16 protein-coding genes, 1 rRNA gene and 2 pseudogenes are annotated in these 20,352 nt (G+C 37.2%); 13 read left to right on the forward strand and 6 right to left on the reverse strand.

Annotated elements, in window-relative coordinates; all coding sequences use genetic code 11:
• The first annotated feature begins 123 nt into the window (after positions 1-123).
• Together rrf and GQR38_RS08165 are read left to right on the forward strand one after the other, a co-directional pair.
• Positions 124-238 (forward strand): 5S ribosomal RNA (rrf, locus tag GQR38_RS08160).
• A gap of 940 nt (positions 239-1,178) precedes the next feature.
• Positions 1,179-1,814 (forward strand): isoprenylcysteine carboxylmethyltransferase family protein, encoded by a 636-nt coding sequence (locus GQR38_RS08165; RefSeq protein WP_165723059.1) that lies wholly within the window; start codon positions 1,179-1,181, stop codon positions 1,812-1,814.
• 93 nt (positions 1,815-1,907) lie between these two features.
• Here the strand turns inward: GQR38_RS08165 and GQR38_RS08170 are convergent, their stop codons facing one another.
• From GQR38_RS08170 to GQR38_RS08180, 3 genes are read right to left on the reverse strand one after another with little or no spacing between them, the layout of a single operon-like run.
• Positions 1,908-3,926 (reverse strand): EAL domain-containing protein, encoded by a 2,019-nt coding sequence (locus GQR38_RS08170; protein ID WP_165723060.1) that lies wholly within the window; start codon positions 3,924-3,926, stop codon positions 1,908-1,910.
• A 4-nt stretch (positions 3,927-3,930) separates the two neighbouring features.
• The gene (locus tag GQR38_RS08175; protein WP_165723061.1) at positions 3,931-4,458 is read right to left on the reverse strand and encodes a YfiR family protein; all 528 of its coding nucleotides are present in this window, start codon (positions 4,456-4,458) and stop codon (positions 3,931-3,933) included.
• 9 nt (positions 4,459-4,467) lie between these two features.
• The gene (locus GQR38_RS08180; protein ID WP_165723062.1) at positions 4,468-6,528 is read right to left on the reverse strand and encodes a TonB-dependent receptor; all 2,061 of its coding nucleotides are present in this window, start codon (positions 6,526-6,528) and stop codon (positions 4,468-4,470) included.
• 482 nt (positions 6,529-7,010) lie between these two features.
• Between GQR38_RS08180 and GQR38_RS08185 the strand changes: the two genes are divergently transcribed.
• A complete protein-coding gene (locus tag GQR38_RS08185; protein WP_165723063.1) occupies positions 7,011-7,889 on the forward strand; it encodes a sensor domain-containing diguanylate cyclase in 879 nt (292 codons plus the stop codon).
• A 49-nt stretch (positions 7,890-7,938) separates the two neighbouring features.
• On the opposite strand, the pseudogene GQR38_RS20490 reads toward GQR38_RS08185, so the two are convergent.
• Positions 7,939-8,067, reverse strand: a pseudogene (locus GQR38_RS20490) (LysR family transcriptional regulator); the annotation flags it as partial.
• A gap of 265 nt (positions 8,068-8,332) precedes the next feature.
• On the opposite strand from GQR38_RS20490, the gene GQR38_RS08195 reads away from it, so the two are divergent.
• The 3 genes from GQR38_RS08195 (at position 8,333) to GQR38_RS08205 (ending at position 10,963) form a co-directional block, all read left to right on the forward strand.
• A complete protein-coding gene (locus GQR38_RS08195) occupies positions 8,333-9,349 on the forward strand; it encodes a kelch repeat-containing protein (RefSeq protein WP_165723064.1) in 1,017 nt (338 codons plus the stop codon).
• Entirely contained in the window at positions 9,346-10,044 is a 699-nt protein-coding gene (locus GQR38_RS08200; protein ID WP_165723065.1) for a Sir2 family NAD-dependent protein deacetylase, read from the forward strand. The genes GQR38_RS08195 and GQR38_RS08200 overlap by 4 nt, the downstream gene beginning before the upstream one ends.
• A gap of 121 nt (positions 10,045-10,165) precedes the next feature.
• The gene (locus GQR38_RS08205) at positions 10,166-10,963 is read left to right on the forward strand and encodes a response regulator (RefSeq protein WP_165723066.1); all 798 of its coding nucleotides are present in this window, start codon (positions 10,166-10,168) and stop codon (positions 10,961-10,963) included.
• 64 nt (positions 10,964-11,027) lie between these two features.
• Here GQR38_RS08205 and GQR38_RS08210 read toward each other — a convergent pair whose 3' ends face one another.
• Complete coding sequence (locus tag GQR38_RS08210; RefSeq protein ID WP_165723067.1) at positions 11,028-12,341, reverse strand: M20/M25/M40 family metallo-hydrolase; 1,314 nt, start codon at positions 12,339-12,341, stop codon at positions 11,028-11,030.
• 388 nt (positions 12,342-12,729) lie between these two features.
• Between GQR38_RS08210 and GQR38_RS08215 the strand changes: the two genes are divergently transcribed.
• From GQR38_RS08215 to GQR38_RS08240, 5 genes are all read left to right on the forward strand, one after another.
• Positions 12,730-13,437, forward strand: a complete 708-nt coding sequence (locus GQR38_RS08215) for an SDR family oxidoreductase (protein WP_165723068.1) — start codon at positions 12,730-12,732, stop codon at positions 13,435-13,437.
• Positions 13,438-13,995: 558 nt separating this feature from the next.
• Positions 13,996-14,931 (forward strand): hypothetical protein, encoded by a 936-nt coding sequence (locus GQR38_RS08220; protein WP_165723069.1) that lies wholly within the window; start codon positions 13,996-13,998, stop codon positions 14,929-14,931.
• Between the two features lie 716 nt (positions 14,932-15,647).
• Positions 15,648-17,186, forward strand: a complete 1,539-nt coding sequence (locus tag GQR38_RS08230; protein ID WP_165723101.1) for a transposase — start codon at positions 15,648-15,650, stop codon at positions 17,184-17,186.
• Positions 17,187-17,403: 217 nt separating this feature from the next.
• Positions 17,404-18,015, forward strand: a complete 612-nt coding sequence (locus GQR38_RS08235; RefSeq protein ID WP_165722989.1) for a hypothetical protein — start codon at positions 17,404-17,406, stop codon at positions 18,013-18,015.
• Between the two features lie 207 nt (positions 18,016-18,222).
• Complete coding sequence (locus GQR38_RS08240; protein WP_010552629.1) at positions 18,223-18,405, forward strand: hypothetical protein; 183 nt, start codon at positions 18,223-18,225, stop codon at positions 18,403-18,405.
• Positions 18,406-18,624: 219 nt separating this feature from the next.
• Here GQR38_RS08240 and GQR38_RS20495 read toward each other — a convergent pair.
• Positions 18,625-18,774, reverse strand: a pseudogene (locus tag GQR38_RS20495) (PQQ-dependent sugar dehydrogenase); the annotation flags it as partial.
• Positions 18,775-19,085: 311 nt separating this feature from the next.
• On the opposite strand from GQR38_RS20495, the gene GQR38_RS08250 reads away from it, so the two are divergent.
• Both GQR38_RS08250 and GQR38_RS08255 read left to right on the forward strand, forming a co-directional pair.
• Complete coding sequence (locus GQR38_RS08250) at positions 19,086-19,487, forward strand: hypothetical protein (RefSeq protein ID WP_139016092.1); 402 nt, start codon at positions 19,086-19,088, stop codon at positions 19,485-19,487.
• A gap of 183 nt (positions 19,488-19,670) precedes the next feature.
• A complete protein-coding gene (locus GQR38_RS08255; protein ID WP_165722988.1) occupies positions 19,671-20,210 on the forward strand; it encodes a hypothetical protein in 540 nt (179 codons plus the stop codon).
• Positions 20,211-20,352 lie beyond the last annotated feature (142 nt).

A 20,352-nucleotide genomic window follows, 5' to 3' on the forward strand; every position in this document is an offset into this window, starting at 1 on the left:
TATTATCAGATATTTTCCAAATTCAAGAGGTGACTCTTAGCGCGTAGCGTTAAAGTTGAGGCACCTTGCGCAAAGAAAATGGTAGCACTACGTGCTTGTCATTGATTCTTTGCACCTAATTTGCTTGGTGACAATAGCGTTTTGGACCCACCTGACTCCATGCCGAACTCAGTAGTGAAACGAAACAGCGCCGATGATAGTGTAGCATTTGCTATGTGAAAGTAGGACATTACCAGGCTTCAANGAAAGCCCGAATCTAACGATTCGGGCTTTTTTACGTCTACAGAAAAGTAAAATACGCACAATTAACACACACTCACATCTACACCATCACGTAGCGCAGCGACTCCTGACGTTAAAATCACAACAAAAACCCTCAATACCCCAGTCGGCCAATAAATTAGCATTTGCTACGTAACTTTCTACTGCTGTGGGCACTATGACATCACCAGGCTTCAAATTGTAGAAAGCCCGAATCTAACGATTCGGGCTTTTTTACGTCTGTAGAAAAGTGAAATGCGCGCAATTAACACACACTCACATCAACACGCAGGGCGGGCGAGCAAAGCGACTCCTGCTGTTAAAATTATAAAAACCTACGCTCTACGATGAGTGCGCAGTATTTTCACTATGACTCTCCACCGCTGAAGGTATCATGACATCACACAAGCATTAAGTTGTAGAACTCCCGAACCTAACGAGCTGCGCTTTTTACATTTTTAGAAAAGTGATTCAGGTAATCCGCTATGGCGAAGCGTCTCTCAATGAATAATCTACTTAATTTAACGAGTTAAAGTGGCATCGCCGATGCGAGTGTCGTCTTTCACTGTGACTTCCTAACGCTGAGGGTACTATTGCACTGTACAAAGCTTCAAATTAAAGAAAGTCCTAACCGAAATAGTCGTTTTTTTTGCATATATAGAATGTAAAAATATGAGTGAATAATATCAATTCAAATATATAAGCAGATTGGTATTATATAAAAAGTATGAGATCCTCATAAATCAAAGTTATTTTAAATTAATGGTATGAGTTAATGATTACTCGTTAACAAACCTCTGACTTAACTTGTTTATGGAGGCAATGAATACTAATATAATTTCATGACCTTATAACTAAAATTTATTGAGTTAGTTGTTTTAAAATTACTACCAATAATGATTGTGAGCTGTAACTAGATGCCCTATGAAACATTTTTAGATGACTCTACTTCGCTAGTTGAATTTACACGTATTTACTTAGCTGTTTTTTATACTTTTGTTGCGGGGTTTTATACATTTAGAATTATTTATAAAAATAGAGACACACCATCAGGCGTTATTTATCCCGGAGATAAGTTTTGTACTAGTTGGTGGAACCATATGGTTTTTAAGTTTTTCAGGGCTGCTATTTGGTTTGTATGTGTAATTAGAGTATTTGTACCTGAGTTAGATAGCTACCTTGGGCTATTTCCAATTCTCAATGGCTGGCCAGGTGTATTATTTGGCGATATTTTATTGAGTGCAGGTTTTATTTTGACGATGTTTGTACATTTTCATATGGCAGCACTTTGGCGTTCAGGAATTGATCCTAAGGGACCGCATGAGCTTAAAACATCAGGGTTATATGAATATTCTAGAAACCCGATGTATTTAGGTGTTGTAGCTGCACAGGTGGGTTTCTTTTTAGCCTTACCTAGTATATTTAGTTTGACCTGTTTGGTTATTGGTTTTATAGCTATATATAGACAGACGTTAGTTGAAGAAGCTCATTTAGCTCATCGCTTTTCAACACAATATAAAGAGTATAAACAACTAGTCCCTCGCTGGTTATAGCTTGGGATTGAGCTTTAAATACATGAATTTTTAACGCAAGAGTAAAGAGGTGTTCTGTGTTGAATTGCTAAAATCCAGCACAATAGACATAAATCAGAGCACTTTTTTTTGTTTTATATACTTTTTTATAAATTCTTTTTTAGAAATTGCCTTTGAAAAAATGTAGCCTTGAATATAATCGCAAGCAAGCTGCTTTAATAGATCATACTGTTTTTGTGTTTCAACACCTTCCGCTACCACCATTACATCTAGGTTGTGAGCCATAGTTATAATAGCCTTCACGAGAGCAATACTATTATCGTTTGATTCAATATCGCTTATAAATGAGCGATCTATTTTTAAAATATCTATATCTAAGCGCTGTAAATACGCCAAAGAAGAATAACCAACACCAAAGTCGTCAATCGCTATGTCTATATTAATAGTGCTTAAGCGTTTTAATTGTCGCTGTATTGACGAATCTGGATCCATTAAGGTATTTTCAGTGACTTCAATTAAAATAGTGTTGGCGGGTAGTTGGTACTTTTTACTTGCAACAATCCATTCATCCACCCAGCAACCAGTGCGGTCAATTTCAAGAGGTGATGTATTTACACTGACTTGAATTGTCTTTTCACTTAAAACATTGAATAGGACGGTATCTTGAATTGCTTGAGACTTTACCCATTGGCCGATATCGTTTATCAATCCGTTTTTTTCAGCAACAGGTATAAATTCATTGGGCCCTATTAGGCCTCGTTCAGGGTGGTTCCAACGAATAAGGGCTTCAGCTTTTGGTACTGATTTCCCATCAATTGAAAATATAGGTTGGTAATATAATTCAAATTGGTTTTTTACAATTGCAGTGCGTATCTCTTCTATCAGGCGACGCTTTTCTGTGGCTTTTTCTTCTATAGCATAGGAGAAAAACTCATAGCGATTCCGCCCTTTATTTTTAGATAAATACATCGCTTGATCAGCACGTCTAACAAGCTCTTCTACTGTTAAACCATCAACAGGGAAAAACGTTAAACCTATGCTTGCGGTAACATAGACTGTTTCTTTTTTTATATTAATACTCTGCATTAAACTACTTTTTACAGCTTCGGCAATTTTTGATGCTTCATCAGGGCTACTTACACCCTCTAAAATTAATGTAAATTCGTCTCCACCCAAGCGTGCTACTGTATCTTTTGTTGTTATACAGCTTTGCAGCCTCGTTGCTACCTGGTGTAATAATAAATCACCGTAGTCATGTCCAAGGCTGTCGTTTACTTCTTTAAAACCATCTAAATCTATAAATATAAGTGCGAATTTCATTCCTTTAACACTTACTAAGCTTTGTAGTTTTTCGTAAAAATACCGTCTGTTCGGCAAATCAGTTAACCCGTCTTGGTAAGCATATTGTTGCAACTGAATATTTGCATTTTCAAGTTCATTAGTACGAAGCCTAACTTGGTTTTCTAATGAACTTTCTCTTTGCTCAATGTTGTATAGCATATCGTTAAAACAAGAAGTTAACTGTCCGACTTCATCTTGTGATAGTTGTTTAGCGCGTAAACTATAATCATGTGACGTTGTTATTTTATTTGCTGTTTGTGCTAAATATAAAATAGGGTTTAAAAAGCGGCGCCTTAGCAAAAGGGATAAAATGAGGCTGATAGCAAAGGTAAAGACCATCAAAATCATTATAAATTTAAAGTAAAAAGTGATTCTGTCTTGAATGTAACTGTTGTTAGCGCGTATTTTTAATACGCCATAATCATGCATATCGAGCTGAAGGGGGGTATTAACCTCAATGCTTTGTTCTATTTCTTCATTTTCGGCTTGAGCAATAACAAGTTGTTCACCAGTCATACTCGTTACCATTATACTAATAACATCTGAGCGTATAAGTATTGGGTTTATAAGCTCTTGTACTGCATCTATATCATTAAACATAAGTGCAGCAGTTATATTGGGTGAAAGCATTTTAGACAGCGACCCCAGGCTTTCTATTTGTTCTTCTTTAGCGCTGGTGATTTCATAAGCACTAAATACAATGGTTACTGTAGCGGTTGATACAAGTGCGACACTCATTAAGATGAATAATAATTTTTTGCTCATTGTATTTAATGCAAATAGTTTTTTCATTGCATTACCTATCTACAACGCGTGCAAGTCGTAGTACTTTTGAACTCATAGTAATGCCTGCATCTTTAAGCTGTTGTGGTGCAATTTCAAAGCGAATTTTACCACTGGAAAGAAAGAATCTGATATGGCCGCCATTTTCAATAAATGAGTCTGTTTCACCAATGACCATAATATTTTTTAGATCTAAAGGAGTTATGTTTTGCCACTGAGCAAATGTATCTGAGGTGATAAATAGCATGTTACACGCAGATGTTGTGACTTCATCAATAGTGACTAATTTATTATGTAAAGGTAATTTTTTTATAGTGCGATTTTTTAGAGCGGTGTTAGCCACATCAATAAAGTATTTATCAGGGCTACAAATAGTAAATTGATCAAGGGGCTCTAAATGAGAATCCCAGTGTCCAAAACGTGCAAAGTTATACAAGAAGCCTGCTTTTAGCATGTATTCTTTTTCAACAGCGTCAACGCTGGTACTTAAAAGTACCAAGGCTATTAAGCTTCTGTGAATTAGATTTCTTAATTTAATCATCTAATTAGCTTAGAAATTTGCTGAAATTGTAAACGTAATACATTCATCAATATAGTTTGGTAATGTATAGGTTTCGCGCGTATTACTGTACTCAATATGTGAACCTGAAAATAGGTTTTTACCCGAAACTGCAGTAGACCACACAGGAGTAGCCTGCCAATTCCAACTAATATCTAACGTTGTGTAATTATCAGTATTATATGCATTTGAGTTTACTGCTCGTAATGTCGCAAACACGTTATGGTTGGTTAAAAAAGAATAATCGGCTTTTGCAAATAACTGCCTGTTTTTAGAGTCATACCCGATAGCGGGCTCTACTCTAGGAGGTAAATCGTAGTTATAATCGGTGTAACTATAACCAAACTCAGTATTGAGATTATCAATTGGTTGCCATGATACTACTAAGTCGAACCCTTTAGTGGTTGTGTCTGCTACAGATGCAAAGTCTAAATCTATACGAGTCATTGTTAGTGCTTGAAATACTTCTGGAATTCTCCCTGCTAGAAATAAATCAAGTATAGGAGTGAATTGTTCAGCATGCGTATTCATATCAATAACCGCTACGTTTTTAGCATCGGTATAATAAGTAGAAAGATCTAATGACCAATCGTTAGCAGTAAAACGGTAGCCTAATTCATAAGATAGATAGTTTTCTGATTTAACTTTGTCATTACCATTTAGGTAAGTTGCAATTCGGTAGTCGTCTATTTGGTCAAAGCCTGAACTTAAACCGGTAAGATCTTTAATTTCTGTACCATTAACTTTAAAGTTGTCGTTAAACTCAATTAATGTTGGTGTACGTACACTTCGCGATATTGCGCCCCAGGTAAGGTGGTTATCTACTGGTTTGTATATAAGTCTTGCTGATGGTTGATTTTCCCAGCCAGTTAAATCGTTATGATCAAGCTTAGTACCAACAATAAAGTCGAGAGTGTCAGGAGTCACATTGTATTGAGCTTGAACAAGTGCACCATATTGTTTGAGGCTATCAAAGTTTTTATCGCTATCTAAAAATACACTTTCTGCGAAAGATATAGAATTGTATCGGTAGTTCAACCCCCAATCTAACTGTAGAGATTGATATATAAAGTTCATTTGATAATCAATATCTATCGATTCAAAGTCTTCTTTAATATAATTTTGAGAGCCATTTTGTTTAAGCCAAGAAATTTGTAGCATTTGATTGGCATCTGGCGACATTCTGTTTTCAAGGCGCGCCATTATGCGCGAGTCTGTTCGCTTTAAATCATCTGAAAATGAAATGTTTTCGTTGGTTTCATCGACAACACCTCGGTAGTTTTGGCCAAGTGTGGAATGAGTTACATCACCCTGAAGTAGTGCTGACCACTCATCATTAGGGGTAAAGTCAGCTCTAAAACCTAAAGAGTTTTGTTTGGTTGTGTCATTAGGGGGAAGTGAGATGCCTTTTTGGGATTCATTCGCATCTTTTAAGTGCCCATACACTCGGTAGCTGCCTATGTTACTTATATCACCACCGTAGCGAAGATTAGCATCAACATTTATTTGATTACCAGTTGTTACACTTGCGTGTCCACCGCGAGTATCAATACTATTTTTAGTAATGATATTAATAACGCCATTATTTGCGTTACTTCCCCAAAGTAATCCGCCTTGTCCGCGTATAACTTCAATACGTTCAATATCGTACAAAGGAACGTTGAGTGTTTCCCAATAAACAGCGGCAAACTTTGGGGTATATAAGCTTTGTCCGTCAATCATAACCAATAATTTGCTTGAAAAGCGAGAGGCAATGCCTCTTGAGGAAATAGCCCATTGATTGTTATCGAGCTGACGGACAATTAAACCCGGCACCATTTTTAGTGCTTCAGGTACTGATGTAGCACCAGATTTAGTAATTTGTTCTTTACTTAATACATAAATAGATGAGGCGGTATCAAATGCTGATTGTGCTCTTTTCATCGCAGAAGTCGCTTGCACATCCATACCCATTAAAGCATCAAGATCGAGATCTTCATCTTCAAACGGCTCAGCCGTTACAAGAGGGCACACAAAAAGTAATGGCCAAAATAAACGTTGTGATATTTTCACCCAAAGTCTCCTGCGCAATCAAAAAATCAAAAACAATGACTGTTTTTGTAATACATGTGATATCACACAATATTAACATACATTAACAGCGTAAAAGTATAAATGCGATTAAATCAAAACAACTAATTTTGTAGTAGTTAAAAAATTTAACTTCGGCCAATAAAACAGTAAAATTTAAAAAATAAAGTAGATACATTTTATACAATTACATTTATTAAAGAGTCAAAAAATAGAAGTTACTGAGAGTTATATGATTATATACTATTTAAAATTTAGTCTATTTTTGAAGGACTTCAAAGTATTTTGCGCTTATTGATTATTTAACTTTGCATTTCATGCTTTTACAAGGGCGATATTAATTATACGTGCACGATTAATCTAACTTTGTATTAACTATTATTGTAGTTTCAATTACCTTTGCTTTTATTAAAGGTATATAGAATACTTAAATTCGCTTGGTTTTGCTTTGAAGGCACCAAAGTATGAAAAAAAATGAATTAATTAATGTCGAAGAGGTACTCGATTTAATGCTTGATGCCGTTTGTGTGGTAGATAAACAAGGCACATTTGTTTTTGTCAGTGCCGCATTTGAGCAAATTTTTGGTTATACGGCAGATGAAGTTGTAGGCACAAAAATGATTAATTACGTTTACGAAGGTGATCATTATAAAACGCATAATGCCGTAACTTCGCTGTTGTCTGGCGAAATGGTGAACCCTCGCTTTGAAAACCGTTGGATGAGAAAAGATGGTCAAGTAGTTCATATATTATGGTCTGTTCGTTGGTCAGAGCAACATCAAGTAAGAATCGCTGTCGCGCACGATATAACTGAACGTAAAGTAATGGAAGATCAACTCCATTATATGGCACGGCACGATGTGTTAACTGGCCTACCAAATCGTTCTTTATTAATGAATCGATTAGAAAAAGTAATTATTAGTGCAACCAGAGACAACACGTTTTTTTCTTTACTGTTTATAGACATAAATGGCTTTAAAGCAGTAAACGATACTCACGGACATGAAATTGGCGATAAGCTTTTATGTGCTATAGCAAAAAGGCTTTCAGCGTCGGTTAGGCATTACGACACAGTAGGGCGTTTAGGCGGAGACGAATTTTTAATTATTTTAGATAATTTAAGTTCTAGCCACGAAACGGTCAGAATAAAAAATAAAGTCCTCACTGAGTTTAAAGCCGTCTTTAAGTTAGATGACGTACTACTAAATATTTCACCCAGTATAGGAATTGCAAACTACCCCGAGCACGGCCAAACAGATCACGAACTCATAAAGTATGCTGATCAAGCTATGTACAAAAATAAACAACGAGGCTTAGATAACGTAACCTATTTACCTCAATAACTAAGCTGAACTATCATCTTAGGTTAAACAATAGTCACAGCGTCCTTAACTACAATGCCTTACTTGCTGACATATTTTTTAATATCGGTTTCCAGTGCTGCGCTAAAAAATCTATAAATGCTCTTACAGCAGTTTGTTGGTAGTTCCTTGATAAATAGGCTGCCCACAAATTATGTCCAGATGATAATGAAGGCGATTACCGTATCGGCAGTAATACATTTTTTACGAATGATGCAGGCGAAAGCAAGGTATCGGTCACTGATTATGCAACTGCAATGGTTGATGAAGCGCAAAATGCAGCGCACGTAAATCAGCATATTTGTATTGCCTACTAATATGGTTACTAATCAAAAGCGTTTGATTATTTAGATATAACAATACTGGCTCATAAGGCTAAAATAATTTAATCTGAGCGTATTAATTCTTATTAAATTATTTGCCTTATGAGCCTTCTTTTTTCTCTTGCGTTAGCAAGCCTTCCCGCTTTACCAGAGCCTGTTGCAAATAATGCTGTGGCTAAAGTTATTGTTAAAAATCAGCCTTACTTTTTAAGCTTTATGGGGCTGGGCCGCGATAAACAATACTCGTCAGTGCATAATAAAGTGTGGGCGCTTAAAGTTGGCGATTCACAGTGGCAAACTAAAACTGGTGTGCCTTCAAGCTTGCCATTAAAAGGGCGCTTAGCAAGCACCGCAGTCGGCTTAGGCGAGTACGCTTATGTGTTTGGCGGCTATACGGTAGCAGAGGATCATACTGAAGTTTCAAGCCCCGACGTATATAGGTACGACGTAATAAAAGATACCTACACTCATCTTGCGAGTATGCCAGTACCCGTAGACGATAGCGTAGCGCTGAGCTACAAAGCGCGTTACATTTATCTAATTAGCGGTTGGCATAACGACGGCAACGTAAACTTAGTGCAAGTATACGACACGCAAAATAATACATGGCAACAAGCCTCGCCATTTTTAGGTGAGCCTGTATTTGGCCAAGCCGCTGCTATTAGTGCTAACACCATTGTTATTTGTGATGGCGTTAAAACACAAGCTAATCCTGATTCGCGTCGCTCGTTTGCAGGTGTAGCACAGTGTTTAAAAGGCACAATAGATTCAACTAACCCACAAAAAATAGATTGGCGTACCTTGCCACATCCAACGGGCACTGCTCACTACCGAATGGCAGCCACCAGCTATAATGGCAATATTTATATGATGGCAGGCTCTAATAACCCATACAACTACAGCGCAATAGGTTACGACGGCAAACCTGCACCTGCAAGTGACCATGTTTGGCGCTTTAGTATCGAAAAAAACGAATGGCGGATTTTATCCCCAGTTGAAGTAAAGAGCATGGATCATCGTGGTTTACTTGAGCACAGTGGGGTTTTATATCGAATTGGCGGCATTGATAACAGTCAGCAAGTAAGCGCTAACGTACTCGGTTACGAGGCGCCAAAGTGAATACCCTTTACATTACCGGAGCGGGAGTCAGCGCTGCCAGTGGTATTCCCACCTTTAGAGGGGAGGATGGTTATTGGACCATTGGCAGTAAAAATTATACGCCTATGGAAATGGCAACACGCGCAATGTACCAAAACGCCCCAAAAGAGTTTTTAGCATGGTATTACCATCGCTTTGCAACGTATCGTAACCATGGCCCAAACGACGTGCACCATTGGCTAAGTGATAATATAGATGGGCTTGATGGCAAAGCGGGTAATAAAAACTACATTGCTATTCATGGCAGGCTTGATCAAATGACCTTATTTCATGAGCAAGGTGAGCCAGTCACGCCACTTGCCACCCCGTGGGATAGCGTAGACGAAAGCCGCCTGCAAGAGTCTCTCTTTGAGCTATTTAATATTCAAAACCAAACGCCTGAGCTAAACCATTCATTTAAGCCCTTTGTTTTATTATTTGACGAATACTACACCGAGCTTTACAGAATAGCACAAGCACAACAGCGTATGCTCAACGCCGATAAAATTGTATTTATGGGCACCTCGTTTAGCGTTAATATTACGCAAATGGCAATTGAAATAGCCCGAAATTACGACATTCCTGTTGAAGTGGTTGACCCTGAACCTGCACATATTTTGCACGCTAACGTCACATATAAAAAAATGAATGCATTAGATTACATTCAATCTAATTAATAAGTGCTATATTTTAAAGGGGTTAATAATGTTTTCTTAAATATTACAATCTCTTTATATAATATTAACGAGTCAAAAATGTTATTATTATCCTGATTATAACAATACTAAAGAGATCTGAATGAGCGACTTAACTGCAATAGCAAACTTGTCCATTTTACTTGTAGAGCCTTCAGAGGTTCAGCAAAAAATAATAATAAAATCGCTTTTAGAAAGTGGTGTAAAACAAGTTGAAACTGCATCTACACAAACACAAGCGCTTAGCTTATTAGCAAGTTATCACCCTGATCTAGTTATAAGTTCTATGTATTTATCTGACGGGACAGCCGACTCACTATTGCAAGAAATAAGATCAAATCCTATCACCGAGCATCAACCTTTTATGCTTATATCGAGCGAGCGTAATAAAAAATACCTTGAGCAATTACGCCAATCGGGTGTGCTGGCTATTTTGCCTAAGCCTTTTAGCGCAAAAGCCATTACCCGGGCACTCAAAGCAACCCTCGATATTATAAGCGAAGAAGAAGTAGAACTTGATCATTTTGACGTAACGCTACTTCGAGTTTTAGTGGTAGACGACAGCCGCTTTGCGCGTAAACACATAATACGCGTACTTGCGGGTATGGGAATACCTGCCCCGATAGAAGCTGAAAACGGTAAAGAAGCTATTGAGCACTTAAACAACCAATCGTTTGACTTAATTGTAACCGACTACAATATGCCAGAAATGGATGGGCGAGAACTAACAGAAGCCGTTAGAAGCTCAAATAGTTACTCACATATTCCTATTTTAATGGTGAGCTCAGAGGCAAACGAAACGCACCTAGCAAATATAGCTCAAGCGGGAGTTGATGCTATTTGTGATAAACCGTTTGAACCGGCCACAGTGCGAGAATTATTGTTTAAAATAATGTCTTAAAAGTAAGTACAAGCGTAGGACGGTTATTATTTGGCCTACGCTCATCTTTAAAATACATTTACTATTACAGTTTTCCTAATCTATAAATGAGTAATGCAGTTTTTTTAATGTTTTTATCAAGGCTGGTTAAATCGGCTGTTTCGTTTTTAGTATGCGCGCCGCTGCCCATCAAACCTAAACCATCAAGTGCCATATCAACATGATTTGCCGCAAACGAAATATCAGCTGCACCTGCGTTGCGAGGGTTGGCGGCTACTACTTTGTTGAAGCCTAAATCGTGGCTTGCGTCGCTGTATAATTCTAATAGCTTTTTATTGCCATCAGTTAATGCCATTGGCGGGTAACCGTCTTCAAAAATAAGCTCTGCTTTACTGCCATTTAAACTGTTGCTAGCAATGAGTTGCATTGACCTTTTTGCGTTTTCGAATTGCTTTGGCGAAAGAGCGCGTAAATCACCTGCTACATGCACGGTTTGTGCTATTACATTACTTTTACCAAACGCCGTTGCTGACGAATTAGCACTGTCGTAGTCGGCATTTGTACCACCTACAATAAGCCCCGGATTAAATGTTAAGTTAGGTTGCGTGGCAAGCTGCTCTCTAAAATCATTTAAAATACGTGATGCCTCGTAAATAGCGCCATAACCAACGTTTTCGCTAAATATTTGCGAAGAATGCGCCGCATTTGCCGTTACGTTTAGCGTCCAACCGGTATAACCACGGCGCGCCGCCATAGCTGTTTTTATATTGTTATCGCCATTTTCATAACCAAGCGCTACGTCAGCCCAAATTGCCGCATCAACAATAGCTTGTTTAGATAAGCTAAGCGGGCGACCGCTGCTTTCTTCATCGCCGGTTAGTAACACTTTTATGCTTACATTTTCGAGTAAATTAAGGGCTTGTAAGCTTTTAAGTGCAGTAATTATTACCGTGTTACCGCCTTTCATATCGGCAACGCCTGGGCCACTGGCTGTATCGGCATCAAGCTGTTTGTAGGTAGTAAAGTTATCGTTTTTGGCAAATACCGTATCTAGATGGCCGATCATCAGTATTTTTATTGCATCGGGATCATTACTCTCATGGGTTGCTAATACATGACCTGCGCGGTTAAACGCACTGCCATCAAGCCATTTTACTTTAAAACCTATGGCTTTAAGCTGCTCGCTTGTCAGCGCACCTACTTTTTTTACACCTTCAATATTAAGCGAACCGCTATTAATATTTACGGCTTGCTCTATTTCTTCAAGTGCTTGGGGAATGTTTTTATCGACCTGTTTTACTATTTCACGCTCATTTTTATCAAGCGCAGCATGGCTTGTAAGCGGTAAGGTACTAGCAAGTGTGAGGATAAGTGCATGGCTAAATTTTAAAAATGACATAACAGCATAATAAGTGAGAAATAAGAGTATTTAATATGAAGTAAAAATACAGAGGATTCAATAGGAGTAGGTTGTGATTTTTAACTAATTTTATAAGTAATAACGAGCTACAAGTTTAAGGGTGAACGCGTTATTAGTTTAAACACAGGTATTTAAAATATAACCTTTTAACTAATAATCAAGCTGTGCAACTAAACAGCAATTTGCCTGATATTACTGACCTCCACCATTTTGGATTTTTGCTACATTTAGAAAAGTTGAGACTGAACTAACTGTTTACAAATACTTATTTTATAGCTAGGGTAAAATCATTGTAATATAAGGATATTTGTCATTTTTTAGGTGACAAATGTCGTAGACTAAATTGTAAGATTTATAGGTATACACAATGAATAACTTAGTTGTATTAATAACGGGTGCTAATAGGGGAATCGGTTTCGAATTAGCCAGACAATACCTTATAAATGGATGGACAGTAATTGCTACCTGTAGAAATCTAGAAACGGCGGTTGGTCTAGTTTCATTGCAAGGTAACTTTCCAAATAAATTGTCGATTGAATTAATGGATATCACTTGCCCTGAAAAAATTAAGGCGTTGGCAAGTAAACTTAATGAGGAAAATATTAAATTAGATTTAATAGTAAATAATGCGGGATATTTGGATCGAGAAAACACAAGTATCCATACTATTAATTACGCTAATGCCGAAATGTGTTTTAAGGTGAATTCACTTGGACCACTATATTTAACTCATTGCTTTTTACCTTTAATAAATAAAAAACGCTTATGTAAGATAGCCGTTATTTCTTCTGCTATGGGATCTTTGTCGCTAGAACAAAGTGTGGATTGGTATGGTTATCGAATGTCTAAAGCAGCAGCCAATATGCTAGTAGTGAACTTATCACAAGAACTTGTTAATGATAATGTGGCTGTGGTAGCTGTTCACCCCGGTTGGGTTCAAACCGATATGGGTGGCTCTACAGCAAGTGAAAATGTTGTAGATTCGGCTCTTGGAGTTATGAACGTTATTCTGAATTTATCTATTGATAATACGGGAAAGCTTTATAGTTTTAATGGTGATGAGTTACCGTTCTAATAAATATAACAACACGCTATGAGGTGGATAACTAGTAAAGTCAGCTATTAATTGCAAATTTTAAAACTGCTGAGCCTCTTCGTTTTAAGGCTATTAAATACGTCAATTCATCGTAGGGTGTTAACGCGGTTTAAGATCCATAACCCATTCATGCAGCGCTCTAGGTATGTAAGTGAGAAATAAGAGTATTTAACATGAAGTAAAAATACACAGGATTCAATAGAAGTAGATTGTGATTTTTAACTAATTTTATAAGTAATAACGAGTTACAAGTTTAAGGACCATGGGGTGTACGCATTATTGGTTTAAACACAGATATTTAAAATATAACCTGTTAACTAAGTAGCCATTATTACAACATAGCAATATGTCTTATATTACTGATCTCCACCATTTTGGGGTTTTGCTACATTTAGAAAAGGTAAGGCGAATTTAACTAACTGTTTACAGTTGTTTATTTTATAGCTAGGATAAAATCATTGTAATATAAAGACATTTGTCGGTTTGTAAAACGACAAATGTCGTAGACTAAATTGTTAAGTTTTTAAGGTGTCTATCTTGAGTAAAGAGTATGGTAAATGGAAAGATTTCCTTCTTAAATCTAGCCTGCCGTTAGAGCAAGTTGTTGCTGAAAAGATATCTAATTGTGGATTACATATTGGAGGGGAGTTTGCATATTTAAGAAGCAATGAACAAAATAACTTTGCAGAATTCTCTATAGATTTAAATGCTTCAACTTTAAACCAGCTCAGAGAAGATATAAGTATTTGGTCAACTTTAGAGCTATTAATCGAATGTAAGTATTCATCACCTAATGTGGAGTGGATATTTGCCAGATATCCTAAATTAGAGCCTTCAACTGCCAATTGCCTTCATAATTATGATTTTCTTTCTTCGTATTGGGTCAAAGATACAACTCCAATAGTTGATATAGAAAAAAATGCTCAATATGCTGTCAATGGTTTAGCGCTTACCGATAAATTTGCAGACAATAAAAGAATAAAGCACGGACTTAATCAATTGAGGTATGCAATACCACAATTTCTTAAAAAAATAGCTAGTGATGATTTATTATCAGATGAAGAACATTCAATTCGTTTAGTGGCTCCCATTTTGGTAACTAACTCTCCTTTAAGGCTTTTAAAAGAAAATGTTAGTTTTGAAGATATTCGAAGTGCTGATTCCCTAGATGATATAACAGATGTTCATAATGTTATTTATCATTATCAGCAAACTGGTCCTGAGTTAGCTAAAAGTATTAAAGAAACATCTGAATATATTTCCACGAATTTGGATGATGGGAAGCGTAATGTAAAATTTGATTTAAATTACATTAATAGTGAATTGAATTATTCATTAGAAACTATCGCTATTGTTCAGTTAGATTATTTAGAAGAATATGTTCGTCGCCTCAAAGATGCTTCTGCCTCTATTCAGGTGGCAACTCACGAAGAAGTCTACACTGCATATAAAAAAGCAGGTGAAATAAGGTAATGACAAAACTTAACAAAGCGTTTAAACGGAACTAAAACAGTTGGTTAGGTTTCGCTTCGCTACAGATTATAACCAACAATTTTAGTCCGCTTAACGCGGCGTTATGTTTTCATCGGATGAAGTTACTCATGAATAAGTTGTTTAGTCGAAAAGAGAAAACTATTTATTCAGTATTAATCGTATTAAGTTTAATAATATTTGCTTGGTCATGTTACCGAATGGAAACTTGTGGCTACGATTGCGGTATATTTACAGTTACAACGGGCCCAACTGTTGTGGTGGTTTACTTATTAAGCTTTTGGACTTTAGTAATTACTTCTTGTGTATTCCTTCTTAAATTTATAATACGTAAGTTCGGTAAACAAAAAACATAACAAGTCACTCAAAAGGACAAAAAACAGTTGGTTTTTGCTCCTGCGTCGCTTATTTTAACCAACTATTTTTTGCCTCTTAGTGAGGCGTTGAGGCTGTAGAATTACTCTTTTTAGGAACGTATCCTACTATTTTTAATNTGTTAAATAAGGACAAAATATAGTTGGCTGTTTTCGTTCCTCAACATTTTAGCCAACTAAATTTTGCCCATTAACAGGGCGTTGAGGCTGTAGAATTACTCTTTTTAGGAACGTATCCTACTATTTTTAATTGATTGCTTTTTAACCTTGAACCCATCCGTTCGCTGTGATCTAATAGATATTATTCACCCACGGTAAACTGTTATGGCTAACTACAAGCCTGACTTATCCTGTCAAAATAAATTCATTCCTATCAATTTCGCTGAGCAAATTTTGCCTGGCACCTTTGAATATGCCCTTTGTTATATCGTCGAAAATAAACTCGATTTATCGGGATTTGACGCGTGGTATAACAACGACAAAACGGGCGCTGCTGCGTATCCACCTTCGGTAATGCTAAAGATTATTTTACTGGGCTATGCACATGGTTTTATCAGTAGCCGTCGGATTGCAAAGGCTTGCGAGCATAATATTTTATTTATGAGTGTGTCGGGTGATATCCAGCCACATTACACATCTATAGCAGGCTTCGTGGCTAAAATGCATGAACAAATTGAGCCGCTTTTTACACAAGTGCTGATGATATGTGATGAGGAAGACTTGATAGGCCGCAACATGTTTGCCATTGATGGGTGTAAATTAAAGTCCAATGCGAGTAAGGAGTGGAGCGGCACATTCGATGAGCTAGGGCGTAAAAAAGCAAAACTAGAACGCGCAAGTAAACGTATTATTGAACGCCACCAATCACAAGATGGACTGGGCGAAGAATTGATAACTCAGGACTTAAAACAAAAAGAAAAGCTGGATAAAAGTGCAGATAAAATCACCGAGTTTTTAGCCACTCACAAAGAAAAAACAGGCAGTAAAGGCAAGCCAGTTAAAAGTAATATCACCGACCCCGACAGCGCGAAAATGACCACCTCAAAAGGCACAATTCAAGGCTACAACGGCATCGCGATTAATGACGATAAACATCAAATCATCCTGCAAGCACAAGCGTGGGGCTCAGTGGGCGAACAACAAACTCTGCAGCCAGCTGTTGCACAATTAAAACAGCAACTCGCTAAACTCAATACAGAAAAACGCGCTGATGAACATACCATCAAATTTACCGCAGACAGTGGGTTTAACAGCGAAGTAAATCTTGAGTTTATGGCGCAAAGTGGGTTCGATACCTACATTGCGGATAACCAATTTAGAAAACGAAATCCGCTATTTAAAGACAGCGAAACATACGAAACAGAGCAAGAAAAACGGCGACTAAAACGCAGCAAAGGCAAGCCTCGGTTATTTACCTCAGACGATTTTCATTATGATGAGGCAACGCAAACATGCCGCTGCCCTGCAGGTAATGCCATGTGGCGAAGCGGGGTCAATGTAAACAGCCATAGCCAACAATACACGCGATTCTGTGGTTATTTAAGAGACTGTAAAACCTGCCCACTACAACAACAATGCATGCGAAAGCCACCCATTAAAACGGGGCGACAAGTACAGTTTATAAATAATGAATCACGCAAAAAGCTAAGCTATATCGACAAAATGAAAGTAAAAATAGACAGCCCCATAGGTCGACGACAATACAGCAAACGACTCGGGTGTATCGAACCAGTGTTCGGGAATATTACGGTGAATAAAGGCATGAATAAATTGACCTTACGGGGTCAAATGAAAGTGAATGCGCAATGGCAACTGTATTGTCTTGTTCATAATATAGAAAAGCTGCAAAACACGATGCATTAAGAAGGGTAAGCCCTTTTACCCTAAATAAAAGCCACTCAACCACCCTTAATCCCTTCCAAAACGCCAATTAAAACAATATCAAACACTTCTATATTCTGCGTAAAAATACAGTAATCAATTGAACCAAAATAGGAACTCAGCTATGGTTTGTTTATCAATAAAAACAAATTTAAAAACGAGTTAATCTACAGGCTCGTTAGACGTACAGGAGAGTTTTGTGCTTGATGAAATTATTTCTCAGCTCAAAGATAAAAAATCAACCAAACGACGCTCTGCGGCTAAGAAGTTACGTAAACTTAAAAGTATTGATGCAGGTTCATATCTATTAATTGCTTTGGAAGAAGAAATTAAAGATTCGCGTACTTGGGAAACGCAATATCAAATGATTATGGCTCTTGGTGAGTCTAACTTTAAACCAGCATTAAGTTTTCTTAAATCATTAGTAAAGCATAACTTTGAAGCCACAATGATTTATGTTGCTATTGGTGATTCAATCCAACGATTATCAATGCAAAATGAACAAGACATTACCTCAGTATTTGAAGCTATAAAAACAGGTAATGATATGCTCGTGAGCGGTGCTATCCGTGCAATGGCAATGCTTAAAATAGTGCCTGACGACGATTCTATAGAAAATATCATTAATTATGCTATCGTTCAAAAGAAGAACGATGGCATAAACTTTTGGATATTAGCTGCGGCTCCGGGTTGGTCAGGGCAAAAAGTTCAGGAGTACCTTGATTATTGTTCAACTTCTAAACGTGACGAGATAATTAATGCAGTTGAGTTAGCTCGAAAAAACAAATATAAAAAATGGTTTCCGCTTTAAGTACGTATAACAAGACCTTCAAACGGACACAAACAGATGGCTGTGCTCGTTCCTCGCTATTATAGCCAGCCATTTTAGCCGCTTAGCAAAGCGTTAGCTGTATTGTCGTACTGTTGTGATTATATAATGTTACAGATTTGCCCTTGCTCAAAAAATATTCTGCACATATATTTAATTGGTACTTAATTGTTTTAATAAGAGGGATTTATGAAAATATTACACAAATGGATAATTTTGGCGGGTTTATTATTAGCCGCTCTTATTTCGTATGGCTACGGATTTTCTCAAGGCATAGTTATCTTTGTTGTTTTAGGTGTGGCTTTGGAACTTACATTTTGGTTTGGTGTTTTTGGTAAAAAGCAGCAATGTAACGAACACCCCCGCAACTAATCTACAGCTAACAACACGCCCTGAGGTGGACAGCAAGCGCTAAAGCTCACTTTCCACCGCAAATTTTAACAGCGGTTAAGTAAGTTGATTCATCGTAGGGCGTATGTGTTTTCCAGCACCTAAATAGTATTCGTGTCCACTTAAACGTCAATGATTTGATGATGGTATTATGAGGTTTTCCTTTGGCCATTAGCTTTATTGTTGGTTATTTCATGTAAATTAATTCGGTATCACCAGCATAAGCTTTGAATCTTCCCCATCGGTTAATATGGCTATATTTTCCTCAGTTGTTACAAACATATCTCTTAATCGCCCTGCGACCTCAGGAAATACGTGAGACTGCGTAAATTCACAATTAGCCAGATTAATTTACAATTGGAGTGGCTGTCTAGTTTAATGTAGTTATATCTCTTTTTAGTGCCGCTTTTGAATCTGTAAACAACGAAGTAAATTTTGAATTTTTCAATGGTGTTTTCAGTATTGTCTATTTTGGTTTTGCTTTGGCAGCGGCTAATAAGTGGGGTAAAACCTATGTTCCCAAACATTAGCGTAATATGTGCGTATAACAAAAACATCAACTGGGAAACTACTCGCTGTAAAGCGCTCGTATTTTCCAGTTATATTAAGCGTTATATGCCACAGGAAATTTTGTGAAATTTTTTATGTTGGGTGCAATGATTATGGCTGCAAATATCGTTTGTGCAGCCACTTATACATTTGAATCTTGGCCCGAAAACGGCAAACATTGTGAATTCTCATTTGATTCTGCACCAACGATAAATTGGGACGGTACGTCTGAGCTACCAATTTCATTTCTAAATGTTCAGTCTATTTTCAATGATTGGATAAAGGTTAATCTTAAACCAACTGAAGAAGCTCACCCTACGAGTTTTGATTTAGCTACAGTTGCCGCTGATGGGTTAGATACTAGTTATTGGGTATTTAAAGTGCGCTTTGTAGTGTTTAAAAATGGACAACCTTCCGCAATGTTTAATCGCAGAGTCGCAATTGATATGGCAGGTAAAGTAATTGAGGCGCAATGCGGCAATGAATTAGGTGGTGCACTTCCAATTAGAATCTAGGTTTGAAACACCCGTAACTCCTTCCAAAACGCGAATAAAACCCACACTAAACACTTTTTAATATTCTGCGTAAAACACAGTAATCAATTGAACCAAAATAGGAACTCAGCTATGGTTTGTTATCAATAAAAACAAATAAAAAAACGAGTTAATCTACAGGCTCGTTAGTGCTCAAGAGGTATGATGAATCATCTTTTTCCATTAGCTTTCATTGGATTTTATGGTGCCGCCATTTCCCAACTAAGTTTTTTGGTATTTAGTGATGTTCTTGATGATGGTGTTTTAACTTATGTAGCGGTAGGTTTAGGCTTGCTCGCAGCGGCTGTAGTTCGCCTTTATCAAAAATGGGGGCATGATAAATCGGCTAATATTATTATTGAATACAAGCCGGATTCATCACCATTCCACTACAAGATACTAAACTTCCCTGCGATTGTAGTACTTACTACAATGGGCAGCATGGGGATTATTGCTGTCACGAATCATAAGTTTTCATCTAATGAGGTGACCCACAAAGAATACAGAGTAACCGGAGTGGGTCAACAGCGTGTTCGTTACGATATTTTTGAATATGTTCGATTATCGGATGGAATATCGGAGACCAGTTACAGTTTGGGCACGGATACAAGTAATCCATATAAAGTTGGTGATCAGTTAAAAGTAAAATTAAGAACTGGATTATGGGGTTATGATATAGTTGATGAAATTAGCAAAAAGCACTAACAAGACCGTTAAACAAGGGACGAAGGACTGCAGCCTGTACTCCTTGTCGCAAAATTTAGCTTTCTACATTGTGCCGTTTACGGCAAGCATTATGAGCAAATTGTTCAAACAGAAATTTTGATATTTTTAGCAATAACTAAAG

The organism is Pseudoalteromonas sp. c7(2019) (assembly GCF_011378625.1).
GTDB classification, from domain to species: domain Bacteria; phylum Pseudomonadota; class Gammaproteobacteria; order Enterobacterales; family Alteromonadaceae; genus Pseudoalteromonas; species Pseudoalteromonas arctica.